General features: G+C 53.3%; 12 protein-coding genes. 6 read left to right on the plus strand and 6 right to left on the minus strand.

Going from position 1 to position 20,333, the window contains the following annotated elements; all coding sequences use genetic code 11:
* The first annotated feature begins 49 nt into the window (after positions 1-49).
* The 6 genes from NST84_RS09080 to NST84_RS09105 all read left to right on the plus strand — a co-directional run bounded on the left by NST84_RS09080 (position 50) and on the right by NST84_RS09105 (position 8,539).
* Positions 50-1,375: a maltose ABC transporter substrate-binding protein gene (locus NST84_RS09080; RefSeq protein ID WP_342565270.1), complete on the plus strand. Its 1,326-nt coding sequence runs from the start codon at positions 50-52 to the stop codon at positions 1,373-1,375.
* 117 nt (positions 1,376-1,492) lie between these two features.
* Positions 1,493-2,806, plus strand: coding sequence for an ABC transporter permease subunit (locus tag NST84_RS09085; RefSeq protein WP_342565271.1), 1,314 nt, complete (start codon positions 1,493-1,495; stop codon positions 2,804-2,806).
* Positions 2,803-3,648, plus strand: a complete 846-nt coding sequence (locus NST84_RS09090) for a sugar ABC transporter permease (protein ID WP_342565272.1) — start codon at positions 2,803-2,805, stop codon at positions 3,646-3,648. Before NST84_RS09085 ends, NST84_RS09090 begins: the two co-directional genes overlap by 4 nt.
* 96 nt (positions 3,649-3,744) lie before the next feature.
* Positions 3,745-5,799 carry a methyl-accepting chemotaxis protein gene (locus NST84_RS09095; protein WP_342565273.1) on the plus strand — a complete coding sequence of 685 codons (2,055 nt, stop codon included), beginning with the start codon at positions 3,745-3,747 and terminating at the stop codon, positions 5,797-5,799.
* A 202-nt stretch (positions 5,800-6,001) separates the two neighbouring features.
* Positions 6,002-6,925, plus strand: a complete 924-nt coding sequence (locus tag NST84_RS09100) for an AraC family transcriptional regulator (RefSeq protein WP_342565274.1) — start codon at positions 6,002-6,004, stop codon at positions 6,923-6,925.
* A 108-nt stretch (positions 6,926-7,033) separates the two neighbouring features.
* Entirely contained in the window at positions 7,034-8,539 is a 1,506-nt protein-coding gene (locus NST84_RS09105) for an alpha-glucosidase/alpha-galactosidase (RefSeq protein WP_342565275.1), read from the plus strand.
* Positions 8,540-8,617: 78 nt separating this feature from the next.
* Here the strand turns inward: NST84_RS09105 and NST84_RS09110 are convergent, their stop codons facing one another.
* The 6 genes from NST84_RS09110 to NST84_RS09135 form a co-directional block, all read right to left on the minus strand.
* The gene (locus tag NST84_RS09110; protein WP_342565276.1) at positions 8,618-9,199 is read right to left on the minus strand and encodes a DUF2812 domain-containing protein; all 582 of its coding nucleotides are present in this window, start codon (positions 9,197-9,199) and stop codon (positions 8,618-8,620) included.
* A complete protein-coding gene (locus NST84_RS09115) occupies positions 9,196-9,525 on the minus strand; it encodes a helix-turn-helix transcriptional regulator (RefSeq protein WP_342565277.1) in 330 nt (109 codons plus the stop codon). Before NST84_RS09115 ends, NST84_RS09110 begins: the two co-directional genes overlap by 4 nt.
* Before the next feature lie 171 nt (positions 9,526-9,696).
* Positions 9,697-10,857, minus strand: coding sequence for a sporulation protein YhbH (gene yhbH / locus NST84_RS09120; protein ID WP_342566381.1), 1,161 nt, complete (start codon positions 10,855-10,857; stop codon positions 9,697-9,699).
* A 108-nt stretch (positions 10,858-10,965) separates the two neighbouring features.
* A complete protein-coding gene (locus NST84_RS09125; protein WP_342565278.1) occupies positions 10,966-12,621 on the minus strand; it encodes a DUF11 domain-containing protein in 1,656 nt (551 codons plus the stop codon).
* Positions 12,622-12,647: 26 nt separating this feature from the next.
* Positions 12,648-19,367 (minus strand): hypothetical protein, encoded by a 6,720-nt coding sequence (locus tag NST84_RS09130; protein ID WP_342565279.1) that lies wholly within the window; start codon positions 19,365-19,367, stop codon positions 12,648-12,650.
* A gap of 179 nt (positions 19,368-19,546) precedes the next feature.
* Positions 19,547-20,191, minus strand: coding sequence for a methyltransferase domain-containing protein (locus tag NST84_RS09135; protein ID WP_342565280.1), 645 nt, complete (start codon positions 20,189-20,191; stop codon positions 19,547-19,549).
* Positions 20,192-20,333 lie beyond the last annotated feature (142 nt).

Below are 20,333 nucleotides of genomic sequence, written 5' to 3' on the forward strand. Positions count from 1 at the left end.
CATCATCTTAATCACAAAAGCGATATACAAATCGGGAGGGGTTAAAGTAATGAAGTTGAAACAACTCATGGTCATCACCGCAGCAGTCTCAATGGCAGCGTCCATTACCGCATGCGGCTCCGGCAACAACAATAACGGGGGAAATGCAGCAGCGACGAATGCGCCTGCAGATACTGCAGCCACTAACGCACCTGCTACAAACAGCGGTGAAGCTGTAAGCGGTGAGGTTCTGCCTGAAGATGGCGCATCGCTGGTTGTCTGGGAAAGTAAAGAAGAAAGAAAGTTTGCTGAAGAAGTTGCTAAGCAGTTCACAGAGAAATACAATGTTCCGGTTAAGATTGAGGAAATTCCGCCGCCAGATCAGGTGGGCAAACTGACTCAGGACGGACCTTCCGGACTGGCAGCAGACGTTATTCTGATCCCGCACGATAACCTTGGTAAAGCCGCAAGCGCAAGCCTGCTGCTGCCAAATGATATTTTTGCCGAGCAGACCAAAGCTGAGAATACCAAAGCTTCAATCGTAGGCTCCTCCTATGACGGTGAGCTGTACGGATACCCAAGAGCGGCTGAAACGTATGCGCTCTACTACAACAAGACACTGCTGCCTGAAGCACCGAAAACCTTTGATGACGTTCTGGCATTCAGCAAAACTTTCACTAATAAAGACCAGAACAAATACGGCATTATGTGGGAAGTCGGCAACATGTACTACGGCTACACCTTCATTGCCACTACCGGCGGCTACCTGTTCGGTAAAGACGGTACTGACAAGGATGACATCGGTTTGAATAACGAAGGTGCTATCGAAGGTCTGACTGCATTCGCCAAGCTGAAAGAAGCACTGCCGATCAAGAGCGGTGATATCAGCGCTGACATTAAACGCAGCTTGTTCACTACCGGCGATGTAGCGATGGACATCACCGGTCCTTGGGAACTTGCAGCATATAAAGAAGCACTTGGCGACAACCTGGGTGTTGCTCCGGTTCCAACGATTAATGGCAAACCGGCCATTACATTCTCCGGTATCAAAATTTTCGGGGTTAACGCTTATACGCAGTATCCGAACGCAGCCAAGCTGTATGCCCGCTTTGCTTCCAGCAAGGATTCCCAGCTGACTCTGAACAAGCTGGTCGGCTCCATTCCTACCAACAATGAAGCACTGGCAGATCCGCAGATCACTGGCGACCCTTATGTATCCGCCTTTGCTGAACAGGCTAAGAGCTCGCAGCCAATGCCTTCGATCCCTGAAATGGGTAACGTATGGGCTCCTGTAAATGCGGCGCTTCCGGAAATCTGGGATAACAATGCTGATCCAAAAGCAGCAATGGACAAAGCAGTTCAACAGATCAAAGATCTCAACAACGGTGCCCAGTAATACCCTGAATGCTTAGCAATTAACAACCAATAGCAAACTGTGGAATCAAATCGCCCGCCGAAGGTTCACCGGCGGGCAGTTTCCTGAATTCCGCGCGGAGAGGAGAACGGAAGGGAAATGCAGCGACACCGTACGAGAGCCGCAATACTGTCGACCGTATTTATGGGATTGGGACAAATATATAACCGCCAATTCATCAAGGGTCTTATCTTCTTGGCCGTAGAGGCACTAGGCCTTATTTATATGATTAATAACTTGGGAAGAGCTCTTTGGGGCATTGTGACACTGGGAGATTCTCCAAGCCGGCTTGAAAAAGTAAACGGTATTGCCAAAATGGTTGCAGGTGACCACTCGATCTTTATTATGATTGAGAGTTTGATTACTCTCCTGTTCTTTGTCATTTTGCTGTTTGCCTGGGTTACAAACATTAGAGATGCCTATAAGATCGGAGCGGCACGGGATGCCGGTCTTGAATCCAATACATTCAAACAAACGATCCGTTATATTCTGGATTATAAATTTGCCCAATCGTTTCTGATTCTTCCCGGCATAGGCATTCTGTTCTTTACGATTATGCCGATTATCTTTATGATCATGCTTGCCTTCACCAACTTTGCCGCACCGGATCACATCCCGCCTGCCAGGCTGGTGGACTGGGTCGGATTTGAAACCTTCCGCAATTTGCTGTTCCTGAAAACATGGAGCGAAACTTTCTATGGAGTATTAACATGGACGATCATCTGGGCGGTGCTCTCGACGGTTACTACATACTTCGGCGGCGTGCTTGTGGCGCTGCTGGTTAACCAGAAAGGGATCCGTTTCAAAGGCTTCTGGAGAATTATTCTGATTGTTCCTTATGCTGTGCCGCAGATGATCTCGCTGCTGCTTATGCGTAACCTTTTCAACGGACAGTTTGGTCCGATCAACCAGTATCTGGGGTATTTCGGGCTTGGCGGACTGCCTTGGCTGACCGACCCGTTCTGGGCTAAAGTAACGGTTATCCTCGTCAATATGTGGGTAGGGATACCGGTATCCATGCTGCTGGTAATGGGTGTACTGACTACCATTCCGCGTGATATGTATGAAGCTGCTGAAGTAGACGGTGCTACGAATTATCAGAAATTCCGGATCGTCACACTGCCGATGATTCTTTTCTCAACCGCACCTACACTGATTATGCAGTTTGCCGGTAATATCAATAACTTTAATGCCATTTACCTGCTTACAGGCGGCAGCCCGGTTAACGGTAACTATCAATATGCCGGCTCAACTGACCTGCTGGTTACATGGCTGTACAAACTAACGTCTGACCAGAACAAAAATAATATGGCTTCCGCAATCGGGATTATCATCTTTATCATTGTAGCCGGATTCTCCCTGTACAATTACCGCCGGACCAAGTCATTTAAAGAGGAGGATATGATCCAATGATCGGACGCAAACTCGCAAACTTTGTACGCCTGGCTGGCAGCTATATCATTCTGATTGTTTTGGCGGTTGCAGCGCTGTATCCGGCTCTGTGGATTCTTTTGGCCTCCTTCCGTCCGGGTAAATCGCTGTACAGCAAAACGCTGATTCCTGAGAAGTTCACACTCTCCCATTATAAAGAGCTGTTTACTTCAGATGTTTACATGTTCGGCACCTGGTACACCAACACATTGAAGATTGCCGTATTCTCCATGCTGATCGGTGTTTTGTTAACACTGCTTACAAGCTACGCTCTGTCAAGATTCCGGTTCAAAAGCCGCAAGACTACGATGTCAACACTGCTGATTCTCGGTATGTTCCCGGGCTTCATGAGTATGATTGCCATCTACCTGCTGCTGAAGGAATTTAATCTGCTCGATACGCATCTGGCTTTGATTATTGTATATGCAGCGGGAGCGCCGCTGGGCGGGACGCTGATAGCCAAGGGCTTCCTGGATACCATACCGCGTTCGCTGGATGAAGCGGCACGGATTGACGGAGCGAGCAACTTCGGGATTTTTACCCGGATTATCCTTCCGTTATCGCGTCCGATGATCACCTATATGGCACTGACCCAGTTTGTCGGCCCATGGGTGGATTTCATCTTCGCCAAGCTGGTTCTGCGGACCAAGGAAAACTGGACCGTTGCAGTCGGCATGTGGGATATGGTTAACAGCCAGCAGAATTCGAACTTTACGCTGTTCGCAGCCGGCGCGGTAATGATCTCCGTTCCGATTATGATCCTGTTCGCATTCCTGCAGCGGCTTCTGGTTGACGGTCTGACCGCCGGCGCCAGCAAGGGATAAAAATTACAGCTTCACATTTCCATGAAAACAGGGTACACCTTTATGCAGTTCAGTAAGGGGGTACCCTGTTTATTTCTGTCATGAGGAGAGAACCTGATGAAACGGCCGCGAAACGTACAATTGAAATCGGTAGGCGTCAAATTGTTTGTTATTCTCTTCAGTACCATTGTCCTGCTGTCCACCGTGCTGGGATTGACCTCTTATTATGCAGCTAAAGGCATTATTACGGATGAAGTAGCAGCAGCCTCATCGCAGTCTATTGTTCAGGCAGCGGATAAGCTGGATTTTTTATTTGCGGAATATGAAGCGCTCTCAAGACAGTTTGCTGTTGATTCTACGCTAAAAGCCGACATGGAGCTGGTGAACAATTCAGAGGCCGGAACGGTGGCCAAGGTGGCAGCCGAAGACCGCATCCGCCGTAAACTCGACTCGGTAAAAGGGTCAGACGACCGGCTCGTAGCCATAAGGCTCGTCTCCCGGAGCCTGGTGGATGCAGAATCCTATAAATCGGCTGGAGTCAGTGCTGTCCGCAGCGGTGAGGATATTCAGGCAAGAATCAACAGGATCGATGAGGGTAAGGGCCAGCCGGTCTGGTTCCCCGTGCTGGATAAAGGGTTCTTCGGAATGTACAGTGAGTCCTCCATGACGATGGGCCGGCTGCTGCGCAATATCCAGAACCCGGCGGCCGAATATTATATGCTGGTAGAGATTAAAGGAAGCGCCTTGACGGATGTGCTGTCCAATCTGCATATCGGGCAGTCCGGGGAGATCCGGATTCTGGACCCGCAGGGCAGCATTGTATATGGAGCGGAGAATGCGCTGCTTGGACAGGCCTCATACATACAGGTGAACGGAGAACAACCGGACGGGCAGGAGCAGTCCTTTACAGCCAATGATGAACAGGACAAGTCCCAGCTCGTAGTCTACCAGCCGCTGGCTACTGGAGGATGGACCTTGATCGGCTACGCTCCGGTCAGAGATTTTACCAAATCGGCTGACAAGCTGCTCTATATAACCTTCGCAGTAGTGCTGGCAGCAGCCCTGATCGCGCTGCTGATCGGTTATGTTCTTGTCCGCCTGATCGGACGTCCGCTGGGCAAGCTGGCCCGGCTGATGGAAGAGGGAGAGCAGGGCAATCTCCAGGTACGGACAAATTTCAAAGGCCAGGATGAGATCGGGCGTCTGGGCCACAGCTTCAATAAAATGATGGAGCAGATCTCCCTGCTGGCCAGCCAGAGCAGCAGGTCGGCTGCGGAAGTGCTGGCAACGTCAGAGCAGCTGGTCACAGCTTCCGGGGCAACCGCAAGCCACGCGAGAGAGGTGGCCGAAGCGACCGGGGAGATTGCGCAGGGTGCAGCCAGTCTGGCGGCGGAAGCAGAGGCCGGCAACCGGAATGTGGAGCGGATGGGCGGCAAAATGCGCGAAGTGGCCGGGATTAACACCATTATGGACAGCTCTGCGGAGCGGGTGCTTGCTGTCAGTGAGCAGGGAGCCGGGCTGATGAAAATGCTGGTAGCCCAAAGTGAGTCAACAGTGCAGATGATGAATCTGATTCAGGAAAACTCAGCCAGACTGCAGGAAAGCACGCATCTGATCCGCAATATCCTGAGTCCGATGATTGCCGTCACCAAGCAGACGAATATTCTGGCATTGAATGCTTCCATCGAAGCAGTCCGGGCAGGAGCAGCCGGCAGAGGGTTTATTGTCATTGCGAACGAGATCAGAGGGCTGGCGAACCAGTCCAGCCAGTCGATTCAGTCTGTTTCCGGCATTATAGAAGAGATCAGCCGGCATATTGAAAATACGGTTAAGGTCGTAAGCGAGGCTGACCCGCTGTTCCGGGAACAGATTACATCCGTGCGGGAATCTTCTGTTATATTTGAGAGTGTACGCAGCGAGATGGAGGCTTTGCTTGAGTTAATCAGCCAATCATCATCATCCGTTGCTGAACTGGACAGCTACCAGCACCAGTTAGGCGAATCCATGGCCAGTGTCACCTCCGTTGTGCAGCAGACCAGCGCCTCTACCCAGGAGGTGGCCTCGATGTCATCGCAGCAATTCATCGTCAGCGAGGAGCTGGTTGCCCTCTCGGCGAAGCTGGAGGAGCTGGCTGAGAATCTCAAGCAGTCGCTGGTTTCTTTTGAGGGCTGACTGTCCCAAATGGATAATAACGGCTGAACCGGGAACAAGCGAACTATTTGCCTAATATAACAAGCCTCTGTCTCCGTAACCATTACGGCAGATTTGAGGCTTGTTTGCTGACCAGGTGATATTGTATTGTACGGAGTACAGCGCAGCTAAGCTAGCGGCATACCTGCAAGTACCGTCTGCAGCCTGAAAAGGAGTGAACAGCATGAGTGAGCTAAGCGGAAGCCTGTTTCAGCAGTCTCTGCTTGAGAAGGAATACAGTCCGCATTTTTTTGCCTACTATTATAAGCAGTGGGATCAATATACGATGCCGTTCCATCAGCATAACTCGACGGAAATTATGTATGTCATCTCCGGGAGCTGTGCGGTCGATGTGCGCAGCGCAGGACAAGCGGATCGGTTCAGGCTGAAGCGCAGTGAGCTGATTATACTCGACGCCAATGTCCCGCACCGGCTGATGGTTGAGCCGGGCAGCGGCTGCCGGATGCTGAATGTGGAGTTTGGCTTTGCGGAGTACAGGGGCGTTGCGCCGTCACTCAGCAGGCTGGCCTGTGAGGAGGAGGAGCTGGCTGATTTTTTGCAAAAACCGTTCATCAGCCTTGTGCTGTCTGATCCGGAGGAGGTCTTTCATGTGCTGAAGGCACTGGTGCTGGAGCTGGATCAGTACGGCAAGGAGGGCGGCAGCCTCGTTCAGCTGCTGTTCGCTGAGCTGCTGCTCCGGCTGTCCAGGCTGCACCGCGAACGGCTGATTGCCAGCCAGCAGCCCTCCCAGCTGTATGTACGCCGGGCAATCGAGTTTCTGCACCAGAATTATGACCGCAGCATTCAGGTCAAGGAGGTCGCAGCGGCTGTCAATGTACACCCGGGATACCTGCACCGCATTTTTAAGGCACAGACCGGCAGAACGCTGACCGATTATCTGAACCTGCTGCGGATGGAGAAGGCCAAGATGCTGCTCGGGCAGAACGAGATTCCGGTAGCCGAAATTGCTGACTATGTCGGAATCAGCAGCAGGCAGTATTTTCATCTGCTGTTTAAAAAGTATGCCGGCATCACCCCGGTCGAATTCCGCAACTCCATTGAACGTTATTCCTGGAGTGAAATCAGCTCGTTTACGGATGAAAGGTGAGGATTGTTGACAGTCTGACTGCAAACCGGTCATGATATTGGTTACGCTTCCGTTAGTCTCCTTGCTACAATGGACAGGTAGAATAACCTTTAACGGAGGATGATAACGATGTCTTTTAAAGTGACCTTTATCGGGGCGGGCAGTATCGGATTCACCCGCGGACTGCTGCGAGATCTGCTTACTGTAGCGGAATTCCGCAATATTGAAGTATCGTTTATGGATATTAACGACCACAATCTGCAGATGGTGACCGAGCTGTGCCAGCGGGATATCACAGAGAACGGCCTGCCGATCCGGATCAAGCCCACCACGGACCGCAGAGAGGCGCTGAAGGATGCCAAGTACGTATTTTGTACAATCCGCATGGGCGGGCTGGAGGCTTTTGCCACCGATGTGGATATACCGCTGAAGTATGGTGTTGACCAATGTGTGGGCGATACGCTGTGTGCCGGAGGGATCATGTACGGACAACGCGGGATTGCTGAAATGCTGGAAATCTGCCGCGATATCCGTGAGGTTGCCTCGCCCGATGTACTGCTGCTCAATTACTCCAATCCGATGGCGATGCTGACCTGGGCCTGCAACCAATACGGCGGCGTCCGGACGATCGGCTTATGCCACGGCGTACAGCACGGACATCACCAGATCGCTGAAGTCTACGGACTGGAGAAATCCGAGGTGGACATTATCTGTGCGGGCATTAACCATCAGACCTGGTATATCTCGGCGAAGCATAAAGGCAAGGATCTGACAGCAGGCCTGCTGGAAGCCTTTGAGCGTCATCCGGAATTCAGCCGGACAGAAAAGGTACGGATTGATATGCTGCGCAGGTTCGGCTACTACAGTACGGAATCCAACGGCCATTTGAGCGAATATGTGCCGTGGTACCGCAAGCGCAGCGGTGAAATTATGGACTGGATCGATCTCGGCAGCTGGATTAACGGTGAAACAGGCGGATACCTGCGGGTGTGTACGGAAGGGCGTAACTGGTTCGAGACTGATTTTCCTAACTGGATGAAGGACCCGGCACTGGAGTATACGGCGGAGCACCGCGGGGAAGAGCATGGCTCCTATATTATAGAAGGACTGGAGACCGGCCGGGTGTACCGGGGACACTTCAATGTTGTGAACAATGGCGTAATCGCCAACCTGCCGGACGATGCCATTATTGAAGCGCCGGGCTATGTGGATCATAACGGGATCTCGATGCCGCTGGTCGGCGGGCTGCCGCTCGGTCCGGCCGCTGTCTGCAACGTCAGCATATCGGTACAGCGTCTGGCGGTGGAGGCAGCCGTGCACGGGGACGACCAGCTGCTGCGTCAGGCGTTCATGATGGACCCGCTGGTCGGGGCAGTCTGCAATCCGAAGGAAATCTGGCAGATGGTCGACGAAATGTTAGTTGCCGGGGAGCAGTGGCTTCCGCAATATAAGACGGCAATTGCTGCTGCCAAGGAACGTCTGGCTTCAGGGAATCTGATCCCTACACGTACAGACAATGAGGGAGCTGCACGCCTCAAAGTGAAAACAGTGGAGGAAATGCAGCAGGACCGCGATGCCGCCAATAAAAATGCCGGTGAATCCGACAAGGGCAAGGACCGCGAGAAGGTGCATTAAATCGAATAGAAGGCCGGAGGCAGGGACGTCTGCTTTCGGTCTTTTTTTACATGAGAGAACTTTGCCTTGACGGATATCTCACTCCCGGATCAGCTGGTCATGTTGCAGCTTGGTAATCTTTTTGCGGATAGGCATACTGATCCAAAGAAAGAATACGCCCAGAACGATGAGCAGCAGGCCTACGACAAGGTTAATCCGGTTAATGGCAGTAGGATTGTTCACGAACATGAGGGATATATTGAAAAAGCCGACAATCAGCTCCATCACCGCCACGGAAAGCCATAGACTGTTAATTCTTTTATAGTGTTTGATTTTGGAATCAATATCGGAATAGATGGTGAATGCGCCCTCGGACGCTTTCCTTCTGAAGATTACCCAGCGCAGGTTATTGTATTTCAGCTTGCCCCATAACCAGTTGCCAGTGGGCACCTGCTCCGCTCCGGCCTCCTCCATAAACTGCAGATATTCAGCAGCCTCGGCTCCCTTCGGATCATTCTTCAGCAGCTCAATACGGTAGATATATTCTCCCTTGCCGCTTTCCTCAAATGTGTAACGTGCCAAGGAGTATTCGCTTAGCGCGAGCCCTTGGGCGGCCATCTCATTCAGCCATTGCTCTTCTTTTTCAAAATCACTGAAAAATCTGCGTTTTACGAGACTCATTCCGGTTCGCCTCCTATAAGCTTTTTACCGTTTGCCAGCAGCTCCTCAAGTCTGGCCATCTCAGTCCGGACAGCAGTCCGGCCGTCCTCTGTAATCCGGTATTCCTTCTTGCGGGAATCCTGCTCCCCCTGCAGCAGCTCGATCCAGCCCCGTTCCACCAGTGTGCTCAGCGCACCGTATAATGTGCCTGCGCCCAGCTCAACCCGCTGATTGCTCAGCAGCTTCACGTTCTGCATAATGCCGTAGCCGTGCATCGGGGTGAACAGGGATAAGAGAATATAATATACGCCTTCTGTTAAAGCTCCGTAATCTTTGTTATCCGGCACTCCCGTTCACCTCTCTTCTTGCTATACCGTTCGGCGCTATAACGTTTTACGTTATATCGTCAACCGATATATTGACTATATCGTCTGCCGATATAGATGTCAACAGGCAACAGCACAGCAAAAAACCTCATCCGCAGAGGGAGGAGGTTTGTGTTTTTATCGTAACTGAGCTTACTTCACCGGAGTTCTTTTGCCAAAAAAGGTCTTGAGCGCCTGATACACTTCTTTTTTGTCCTTGATGACATAATGCATGAACTGCTCCTGCTTCATATGGCGGTAGGCGGACATCAGCGTGCTGCTGCGGTTGTACTGGTTCACCTCGCCATAGCCGAACATGTTGCTGCGCTTCAGCAGCTCGCCGATCAGCTTGACGCAGCGTTCGTTATCCGAGGTCAGGTTGTCGCCGTCGGAGAAGTGGAACGGGTAGATATTATATTTTGCCGGCGGATAGCGGCTGTCGATAATCTCAATCGCCTTCTGGTAGGCCGAGGAACAGATCGTGCCGCCGCTCTCGCCCCGGGTGAAGAAATCATGCTCGCTGACTTCCTTGGCTTCGGTATGATGGGCCAGGAAGACGATATCAACCTTCTCGTACTGGCGGCGCAGGAAGCGGGTCATCCAGAAAAAGAAGCTGCGGGCGCAATACTTCTCAAAGGTACCCATACTGCCCGACGTATCCATCATTGCAATGATAACGGCATTAGAGTGGGGGATCGTAATATCATCCCAGGTTTTGTAGCGCAGATCATCCGGGCTGATGCTGTGGATGCCCGGCCGGCCGCTGCTGGCGTTACGCCGCAGGTTCTCCAGCAGGGTACGCTTCTTGTCGATGTTCGACATCATGCCTTTTTTACGGATGTCGTTGAATACAATGGATTTGACCTCGATCTCTTCCTTATCCTTGGGGGCCAGATGCGGAAGTTCCAGGTCCTGAAACAGAATATCCTCCAGATCCTCCAGATTGACCTCCGCCTCAACCGTGTCCTGGCCCGGCTGATCACCGGCCTTGTCGCCTTTGCCCGGCTGGGAGGACTGGGAATCACGGCCGAGCACATCGCCCACCTGGCTGTCGCCGTCGCCCTGGCCGACGTGTTTCTGTTTGCGGAAGTTATAAATAATCCGGTATTCATCCAGACTGCGGATCGGTACTTTTACAATCTGCTTGCCGTCGGACATGATAATGTTCTCTTCGGTAACAAGGTCGGGCAGATTATCCTTAATGGCTTCCCTGACCTTCTGCTGGTGACGTTCCTGATCCTGATGGCCTTTACGGTGCAGGGACCAGTCTTCTTTTGAGACTACAAACGCGTACGGTTCCGGTGATTGCGGCAGGATGACCACCTCCCATGAAATATAATTCAGTCGATGCACAAGCCTTAGTCCGCTGAAAGGGTTGTAACTAAAGTATATTCATGGGAGTGGGGGATATGTGAACTGTCTTTACTCGCTGATCTCTTCAATAATCAGGCGGTAAGCGTTGGATCTTGCTTCACCTGAATAACGGCGGTCTTCAATGGTATACGTATACAGTGCTGTTGCATAGCCCTGGAGGGTATTGCCCATGTAATCGATATTGATTCTGACCCTGTAGGTCAGGTGGACCGTCTGTCCCGGCTCAAGAACACCGAGCGGTACAGCGCCGCTGTATGAATTGCCAGGTACCGTGACTGAGCTGATCGTTACAATATCCGGTTCAATAACCGTGCCCTGCGGCACAATCCGGATTACGGTTACATCAGCAGGATAATTTCCGCTGTTCATTACATGGATATTGAACTCGGCAATGCTTCCATGTTCGACAATTGGCGGCTCACCGGTCATCTGAATGGTGATAATCGGGGCGTACAGCAGGGTAATCACGGTGTTGGACCGGGAATACTGTCTGACATTCCGGCCGTCCGGCAGTGTATAGGTATATCCGGCACTCCCCTGGTTGCGGATTGCCGGCAGCTCACGGATATCGGTAGCGGCGGGTACAGACACGAGAAACCCTACATGAACTATGGCTCCCGGTCTTAAGGTGCCAAGCGGAATGCCCTCCCCGGGACGGACACCCGGCCGGGGCACCCCGTTTACCTGTATGCTGTCCCAGATAAACAGGGTACCGGCGGGGATAGTATCGGCAAGAACGGCTTCAACAGCCAGGTTGCCGCTGTTGGTAACTGTAAATTCATAGCGCAGGTTATCGCCCGGAGTGGCACTGTGCCGGTCTACCTTAAGACTGACATTGATGCCTGCCTGCACAACGGCCACGTTTACTGTGTTGCTTTCCACCAATTCGGGATCCTCGTCGACGACGTAGGAGAGTGCCGCATTCGTTACAAGTACGGATTCCGGCGGGACTGTGCTGACCCGTACCCGGAAGGAGATTTCCGCAGCGGCGCTGGCGGCCAGGGTTCCCAGCGGAATGCCGGCAGCAGGGTCCGCTTCCGGTGAATAGACTCCGCCGGCGATTACGCTTCCGGGGATAAACACGGTCCCCTCCGGCACAGGGATGACTGCAGAAACAGCGGCTAAAGGCCGTACCCCCTCGTTTCTCAGCAGGAGCGTGTAGGTGATCACATCTCCGATGAAGGAGGTCGGGGTGTTGACAGTAAGCAGAATGGAGAGCTGATAGGACAGCAGAGGTACTGTGACAATGTTCGAGCGGATTTCCCCCTGTATCATTCTGCCGCCCGCAGTAAGAAAGGAGTATTGGCCGGTTGCGGCATTCTGCAGCTCAAGTGACGGCGGAAGCGAAACGACGATCACCTGGAAGGCTACGGTAACCTGGCTTTGCGGGGCAACCGCATCAAGCGGAATGCCGCCTTCTGGAGATACACCGGGCAGCGGCACACCATCTCTTATGACGCTGTTGGCAATAAACGATACCCCTGCGGGAAGGGCATCCATAACGGTAACCAGCGCAGGAAGATTGCCGCTGTTGCTTGCCGTGATGGTATAAACCAGTGTTTCCCCGAGGGAAACACTGGTTTTGTCTGCGCTTTTGGCCAGAGAGAGAACAGGACCTACAACCTGGGTATTGACGGTGTTGGAAAAAGTAATTCCGTCAATCCCCGCCGCTGAGCTGAACAGCACCATGGATTGATTCGTCACGACGGGTTGCAGATTCGGTCCGGGTGTCATATGGCGATTACCTGTACCTGGAAGGTTACGGTTGATGAAGCTCCGGCTGCAATCGTGCCGATTACGATACCGGCCGCAGGGTTGGCAGTCGGGCGCTGAACGCCGTCAACGGCCACGCTTCCGATGACGAACTGGCTGCCTGCCGGAATCGGGTCGACCAGTACAACATTATTGACCGCAACAATACCGTTGTTGGTGACAACGATTGTGTAATTGATGATGTCGCCGACCACCGCATCTATTGCCGGAGTACTCTTAACTGCTGTAACATCCGGAGAAGATACCGGAATCACAAGCACGTTGGACAGTGAGGAACCGGAAAGCAGACGTCCGTCCGGCGGAGTGAAGGTGAAGGTGGCCGCCGCCTGGTTGACGAGCTGCTGCGGTGAAGGCAGGGAGGCCACGGTTACCTGCAGCGTAACGGTTATGGTAACGCTGGCTCCGGCTGCAACCGTACCTACGGCGATTCCCGCCGTTGGATCTGCACCCGGCTGCGGTACGCCATTGATCAGAACGCTGTTTGGCACAAATACAGCGCCAGGAGGAATCGCGTCTGTTACAGTGACATTGGCCGGCAGGTTGCCTGTGTTGTTCACATTCAGGAAGTAAGTGACTGTATCGCCGACAGTGGCGTTAGCTGTATCTGCACTCTTAACGACATTGATGAACGGCTGGTATACCGGTGTAATCAGGTTGTTGGAATAGGATGCACCGGAGAATGCGCCGGAGGTGAAGCTTACCGAAGCCTGATTGTTCAGGACGGTACTTGCAGGCAGTGCGTTAACAAGGATATTGAAGGTAATGGTGGACGAAGCTCCCGGTGCAATCGTGCCGACTGCGATACCATTAGCCGGATTAGCTCCCGGTACCGGGGTACCGTCAACATTTACGCTGCCGGTGACAAAGGAAGCACCTGCAGGTATCGGGTCACTGAGCACGACGTTGTTGATCGGCGCGATCCCGTTATTGGTGACGACGACTGTGTATGGAACGGTATCACCGATGACGGCATCGATAACGGCAGTGCTTTTGACGACCGCAACGTTAGGTGAAGATACCGAAATCAGATTAATGTTGGAGGCTGCAGTCTGGTTGAAGGTCCGGCCGTCAGGCAGCGTATAAGCCAGGGAGAGAATAGCCTGATTGCTCAGCTGCTGGCTTGGCGGCAGGGTATCGATCAACACAGAGAAGGTAACGGTCAGGGAAGCCCCTGCGGCAATGGTGCCGAGCGGAACACCGGTGGCCGGATCGCTGCCCGGAACCGGCTGGCCGCCGACCAGGACACTGTTGGCTACAAGGACGGTACCGGCAGGAATCGTATCCGTCAAAGTGCCTGTGGCCGGATAATTGCCGGAATTATTAACAGTAACAGTATAAGTAATGGTATCACCGACAGTTGCACTGGTGACGTTGGATGATTTAACGGCGGCGACAATCGGCTGATAAACCGGTGTAGTAACAATATTGGAGAAGGCTGCATTGGCAAGCGCTCCGGAAGTGAAGCTGACGGAGGACTGATTGTTAAGCAGTCCGGTTGCCGGCAGTGAAGTTACGCTGACTGTAAAGGCAACTGTGACAGAAGTGCCGGGTGCAATGCTGCCGATATTCACGCCGGTAGATGGTGAGGCGCCCGGACGCGGCACGCCGTCCACCAGCACACTACCAGTTGTAAAGGCAGTTCCCGCTGGAAGCGCATCTGTGAACACAACATTATTGACAGTGGCGATCCCGTTATTGGTCAAAACTACTGTATAAGTGATGGAATCTCCAACAGTCGTAGCGGTAGTAGCGGTACTCTTGACCACGCCCAGATTCGGGTTGGACACCGGAATGGTGAACGTATTCGACGTCGCCGACCCGCTGAGTGTCCGTCCGTCCGGTAAGGTGAAGGTATAAGCGGCTGTTCCCTGATTGACCAGAAGCTGCGGTGAAGGAAGAGAGGTAATAACAACCGAGAACTGTACCACTACGGTTCCAGCGGCAGGAATAGTCCCGGCAGCAATTCCGGCAGCAGGATCAGCCTGCGGCAGCGGCAAGCCGTTAATCAGCACGCTGTTCGGTACGAAGGTTGTGCCGGCAGGGATGTTATCGGTCACGGTCAGAGCGGCAGGATAGTTTCCGGTATTGTTTACAGTCAGTGAGTAGGTTACCGTATCGCCGACTGTAGCATTGAGGGTGCTGGCACTTTTGACGACAGCAATATTTGGCTGAAAGACGGGCACAGCTACTGGATTTGACCAGGTTGAACCTGAGAATACCCCTGAGGTATAAGTTACAGTCGCCTGGTTATCAATTGAGGCGTCAGCCGGTACGGAGGTTACCCGTACATTGTAGGTAACCACTGCGACGAAACCGGCTGCCAGTGTACCGATGGCTATTCCAGTAGCCGGATTGGCATTTGGAAAAGGTACGCCGTTGACAGCCACACTGCCGGTTACAAAGGTGGTACCGTCAGGCGTAGGATCATTAATCAGCACATTATTGACCGGATCGATCCCGTTGTTGGTAATCGTCACCGTGTACGGGATGGTGTCGCCGAGTGCGGCGGCGGTGAAGGTGGTGCTTTTTACTAAGGCAAGGTTTGGTGCAGATACAGCGATGGTTACGGTATTGGATACTGCTGTTCCGGTCAGCAGACGGCCGTCCGGCGGTGTGAAGGTGAAGGTGGAGCTGGCCTGGTTGACGAGCTGCTGCGGGTTCGGCAGGGAGACGATAAACACAGTGAAGCTGACCGTTACACTGGCTCCGGGAGCGACGGTGCCTACGGCGATCCCGGTGTCAGGGGCCGAACCCGGCTGCGGAAAGCCGCCGACAATGACACTGTTCGGATCAAAGGTGGTTCCTGCCGGGATATTGTCGGTCAGGGTTACGTTTGCTGCCAGATTACCGGTGTTGCTGACGACGACGGTATAAATAATCGTATCGCCGACGGTTGCGTTTAGATCATTTGCGCTTTTTACCAGCGAGATCTGCGGCTGTATGACCGGGGTGGTCGTTACATTGGAACTGGATGAACCGGAAAAGACCCCTGAGGTAAAGCTGACGGTTGACTGGTTATTAATCTGTGAAGGAATCGGCATTGTAATCCTCACCTCGAATGTTACGGCAACTGTTGCCCCTGGGGCCAGACTGCCGATTGGAATGCCGGTGGACGGAACTGATAGCGGCTGGGAGACGCCGCCTACAATTACGGTTCCGGGAATGAAGACTGCATTCTCAGGCAGAGGATCGCTGAGAATGATGTTATTGACAGCAGCAATACCGGTGTTCGTCAGCACGGAGGTGAAGGTCAGGATGTCGCCTGTGACGGCGTCGATGGCATTGACGCTTTTGACAACATTGATATTGGGTGCGGAGACAGGAACAGCCAGCGTGTTCGAAACGGTGTTCCCTCCAAGCTGCCGGCCATCCGGCAGGGTGAAGGTATACGAGGCTGCTGCAGAGTTCAGCAGCTGCTGGTTCGGCGGCAGGGCTGTGACGGTGACAAGAAAGCTCACCGTGACGCTGTCGCCGGGGGCAAGCGGGCCGACCGGCACGCCGTTCACCAGATCATAGCCCGGCAGCGGTGTGCCGCCGACGATGACACTGTTCGGCTCAAAGGTGACCTGAGGCGGCAGGCTATCGGTCAGGTTCAGTGTAGCGGCGATATTGCCTGTGTTGCTGGCCATAATGGAGAAGGACAAGGAGCTGCCCACAGAAGCCTGGGCGGCATTTGCGCTTTTGACCAGACTGATTACGGGCGTAAAGACAGGTGTATTGATGGTACCGGACAACGCCGTACCGCTGAATGAGCCGGCGGTAAAGGACGCGCTGGCCCGGTTGCTAAGCTGTCCTGACGGCGGTACAGAGGTTGCATTGACCTGGAAGGTGACGACAACAGTAGCGCCTGCAGCGATGGTTCCCAGGTTGATGCCGGCACCGGGATTAGCCGAAGGCGCCGCAGTACCGTTAATAGTGGTGCTTCCGGCCACAAATGCCCCTCCGGCCGGAATCGGATCAGACAGGACGACATTGCTGACGGCGACACCGCTTGGATTGGAGAGAGAAACGGTATAGGTGATATATTCTCCGACGGCAATGGCAGTCAGGCTGGCGCTTTTCAGCAGATTAATATTAGGCGCAGAGACCGGAATGCTTACCGTATTGGATACGCTTGTGCCGGCCAGGGAACGGCCGCTGGGCAGCTGATAGGTATAGCTGCTGCTGCCCTGGTCCGTTAATACCGCCGGTGACGGAAGTGACTGTACCGAAGTCAGAAAGGTTACCGTCACAGTAGCTCCCGGCGCTACAGATCCCAGCGGAATCCCGGTGAGCGGGGAATCCGACGGACGGACGACATTATTTACAATAACACTGCCGGGAACAAAAGATGAGCCCGCTGGAATGTTATCACTTAGTGTAACAACTGCAGCAATGTTACCTGTATTTCTTACCTGCAGCGTGTAGAGGACATTGCCTCCGACGGTAGCACTGGAGGGGCTGGCGCTTTTTACGATAGTGATCACCGGCTGGAAGACCGGGGTTGTTACAATATTGGACTGTGTAATGGCAGTGAACGCCCCGGAGCTGTAGGAGGCCGAGGAGCGGTTTGAGAGCTGGGCGCCTGCCGGGACTGAAGTAATGCTCACCTGAAAAGTGACAGTGACACTGGCGCCGGCGGCAATGGTTCCGACCGTAATTCCTGAAGCCGGATCGGCAGCCGGCGGGGCTGTCCCGGCTACAACCACACTGCCCGGTACAAAGGTGCTGCCGGCAGGGATCGGATCGGACAGCACAACATTGCTGACGGCAGCAATGCCGTTGTTGCTGATGACCGAGGTATAGAGCAAGGTGTCTCCAACAGCAACATCAGGCAGGCTGGCGCTTTTGACAACGGCTACGTTAGGCAGGGTTACAGGTATAGTCAGTGTATTTGAAGCGGCAGAACCGGAAACGGTCCGGCCGTCAGGCACCAGGAAGGTGTAGGCAGCGGTTGCCTGGTCAACAAGCTGGGGCGGTGACGGCAGGCTGTTCACCACAACCCGGAACTGCACGGTTGAGCTTCCTCCGGCGGCAATGGTGCCGATCGGAATCCCGGTGGCCGGATTTCCGGCTACAGGCGTGCCGTTAACAGTGAAGCTGCCGGGGACATAGGTGCTGCCTGCCGGGATATTATCAGTCAGGGTAGTGGTTGCCCCGATATTCCCGGTATTAGAGATCTGTATCGTGTAGGTAATCTGATCGCCGACGGTGGCATTGGTGGTGTTGGCGCTTTTAACAAGTCCCAGTACGGGAGAGTATACCGGCAGCGTGTTCGTATTAGACGGAATAACACCGGATACAATCGGGCCGCCGGCCACACTTTGGAACGTAAACGCCGCATTGGCGGCATTCGGAACAAACTGCGGGTTAGGCAGTGAAGTGACCCTCGCCTGATATGTAATGGTCACAGAGGTGCCGAGCGCAAGCGAGCCTAAGGGAATACCTGCTGTTATATCAAAAGTGGGCCTGGATACCCCGGCAACGACGACGCTTCCGGGAACAAAGGTCAGCCCGGGCGGCATAGTATCCGACAGCACAACACTGGCGGCACTGGCTGTACCGGTATTGCTGACAGTTACAGTATAAGTTACGGTGTCACCGACAATCGTTCCCGTTACATTGGACCCTTTGGTCAGACTGATTTTGGGAGCATTGATATCAATCTGCAGTGCATTTGCATTAACTACATAGGCATCACCTGAAGTTGTCAGCGTCAGCAGGGCGGAAGACTGGTTATTAACCAGCCTGGCTGACACATCAACATTGGTGATATCCCAGCCCTGACGGCCGCCGATAATATTACTGCCCGGACTGCCGTTGGTCTGGTTGCGGTTGCCGAAGGTTCCGGTGGTATTCAGCGCGCCGGCATCATTGTTAATCTGTGAGGCAAAAAAGTTGTTGGCAAAGTTATTAGGCCCGGACAATGCCACCTGGGTAGCGGATGTAGGGCCGAACAAAGCCTGGTCACCGGACCGGTTGGCATCCCCTTCCTGCGCGCTGAACAGAATACGTCCGCCGAGCGCCCCGGATACAGGGGTGGCAAAGCCGGTAATCGTAGTGACGACAGGAGCTGAAGTGGATTGGACCAGTACTGCTCCGGCGCGGAGAGACATGTTGCGGAAGGGCAGGTTCGGGTTCTGATAGATAACGCCAAGCGTCCAGCCGGCATGATTGGCTGTCGAATCACCGGAGATGACAATGGTGCCGACTACCCCGCCAACAATGTAAGTCCCTGCTCCGCCTGCCTGAATGGTGCTGGTCACATTATTGGAACGCACATAAGCTGCAGCCCCGCCGCCCAGATCAACCGTATTATTGGTGGCCGGATCCGGAGACACACTGACCGTATTGCCGGCCGGTGTTGTCAGCGAAACCGGGTTATTGATGGCCGCGCTAAGATTGACGGAACCGTTAATATAGGAGCCGCCCCAGATCAGTTCAGCATACAGCACCGTACTTCCGGCGGGAATGGTCAGAATGGCTGCAGAGCTGTTGCTCTGATAAAGGCTGGTCGTTCCGGCAGGATAAGTACCAAAGACAGAGGCGGTATTAACTGTACTGAAGGCGCCTATACTGTCCTGTGTTCCGGGCACGCCTATAGTATCCGAACGGCTTAAGCCGAGCGTGTTGCCTGTAAACGTTATTGCACCTGTTGCATTGATTGTAGACCGGACGACTAGAGGAATAATTTTCACCTCCTTTTAATGAAACTGCCCATAAGCTGAAACGAAAAAAAGCAGACCGTCACCTGCAGAGACGATGTGCCATCTTTCTTGTGATATATTAGCCTATGAGGGAGTGAGAGGTTACTTGTTTGTCCATCAGCAACTTTTTTGAAATATACAGGACAGTTTGCGTTACGGCGGCAGCAGTCCTACATCTGTTCTTCTCTAAGTCTGGCGAGGCGTCTGCGGTCCAGCAGAATATGCGGCTCCGGATAAGGGGTACGGCTCATCGCTTCCAGCTCGGCATAGGCGATCTCCTTCTTGACCACGACGAAATGGTACATAATTTCATGAACGACATTCGCCTGAAGCGTTTTGAGGATATCCAGCTCTTCCGTTTCATACAGCGACTGGTCAAAAGGATACTGGTAGAATAGCTCCATCCGGAGCAGCCGGTAATCAAACGGAGGTGCAGGAGACGGATAATCGGGCAATGCCGGCGAGAGCGTGCCAGCGGATGGCTGATAAAAGCTGCCTGTGAAATAACGCGGGGTATACTCATCGAACTTTTGCTTGAAAAAAGGATTGGAGCTGTGCGGATAGCTGTGCGCATAAGGAGCCAGGATGCAGACAACCGCCTTATGACAGCTGATCCGGTAAATTTCCGCCATAACCGCCATCAGATCGTCCACGTACGGCAGCACGCGGCTGGCCATGACGAATTCAGCGGTGTTGTCCGGCAGCGGAATCCCTTCATTAATATCACAGACGATATCCACTCCGGGGTACGGGGTCCGGTCGATTCCCAGATAACCTGATTCTTTGGCGGAGCCGCAGCCGATATCGATTTTCAAGGCAACCACTCCTTCGGGGGATAAAATAAGGCTCTTCACTATAGTATTATTTCCGCAGGCTCCTGCTTCCGGTAGATGCCTATGGGCCGGGGAAGAAACCGGATTTCAGCCTTTTTCTTCCTATTCATTTCAAAAAGACTTC

This window comes from Paenibacillus sp. FSL R7-0345 (assembly GCF_038595055.1).
Taxonomy (GTDB): domain Bacteria; phylum Bacillota; class Bacilli; order Paenibacillales; family Paenibacillaceae; genus Paenibacillus_AQ.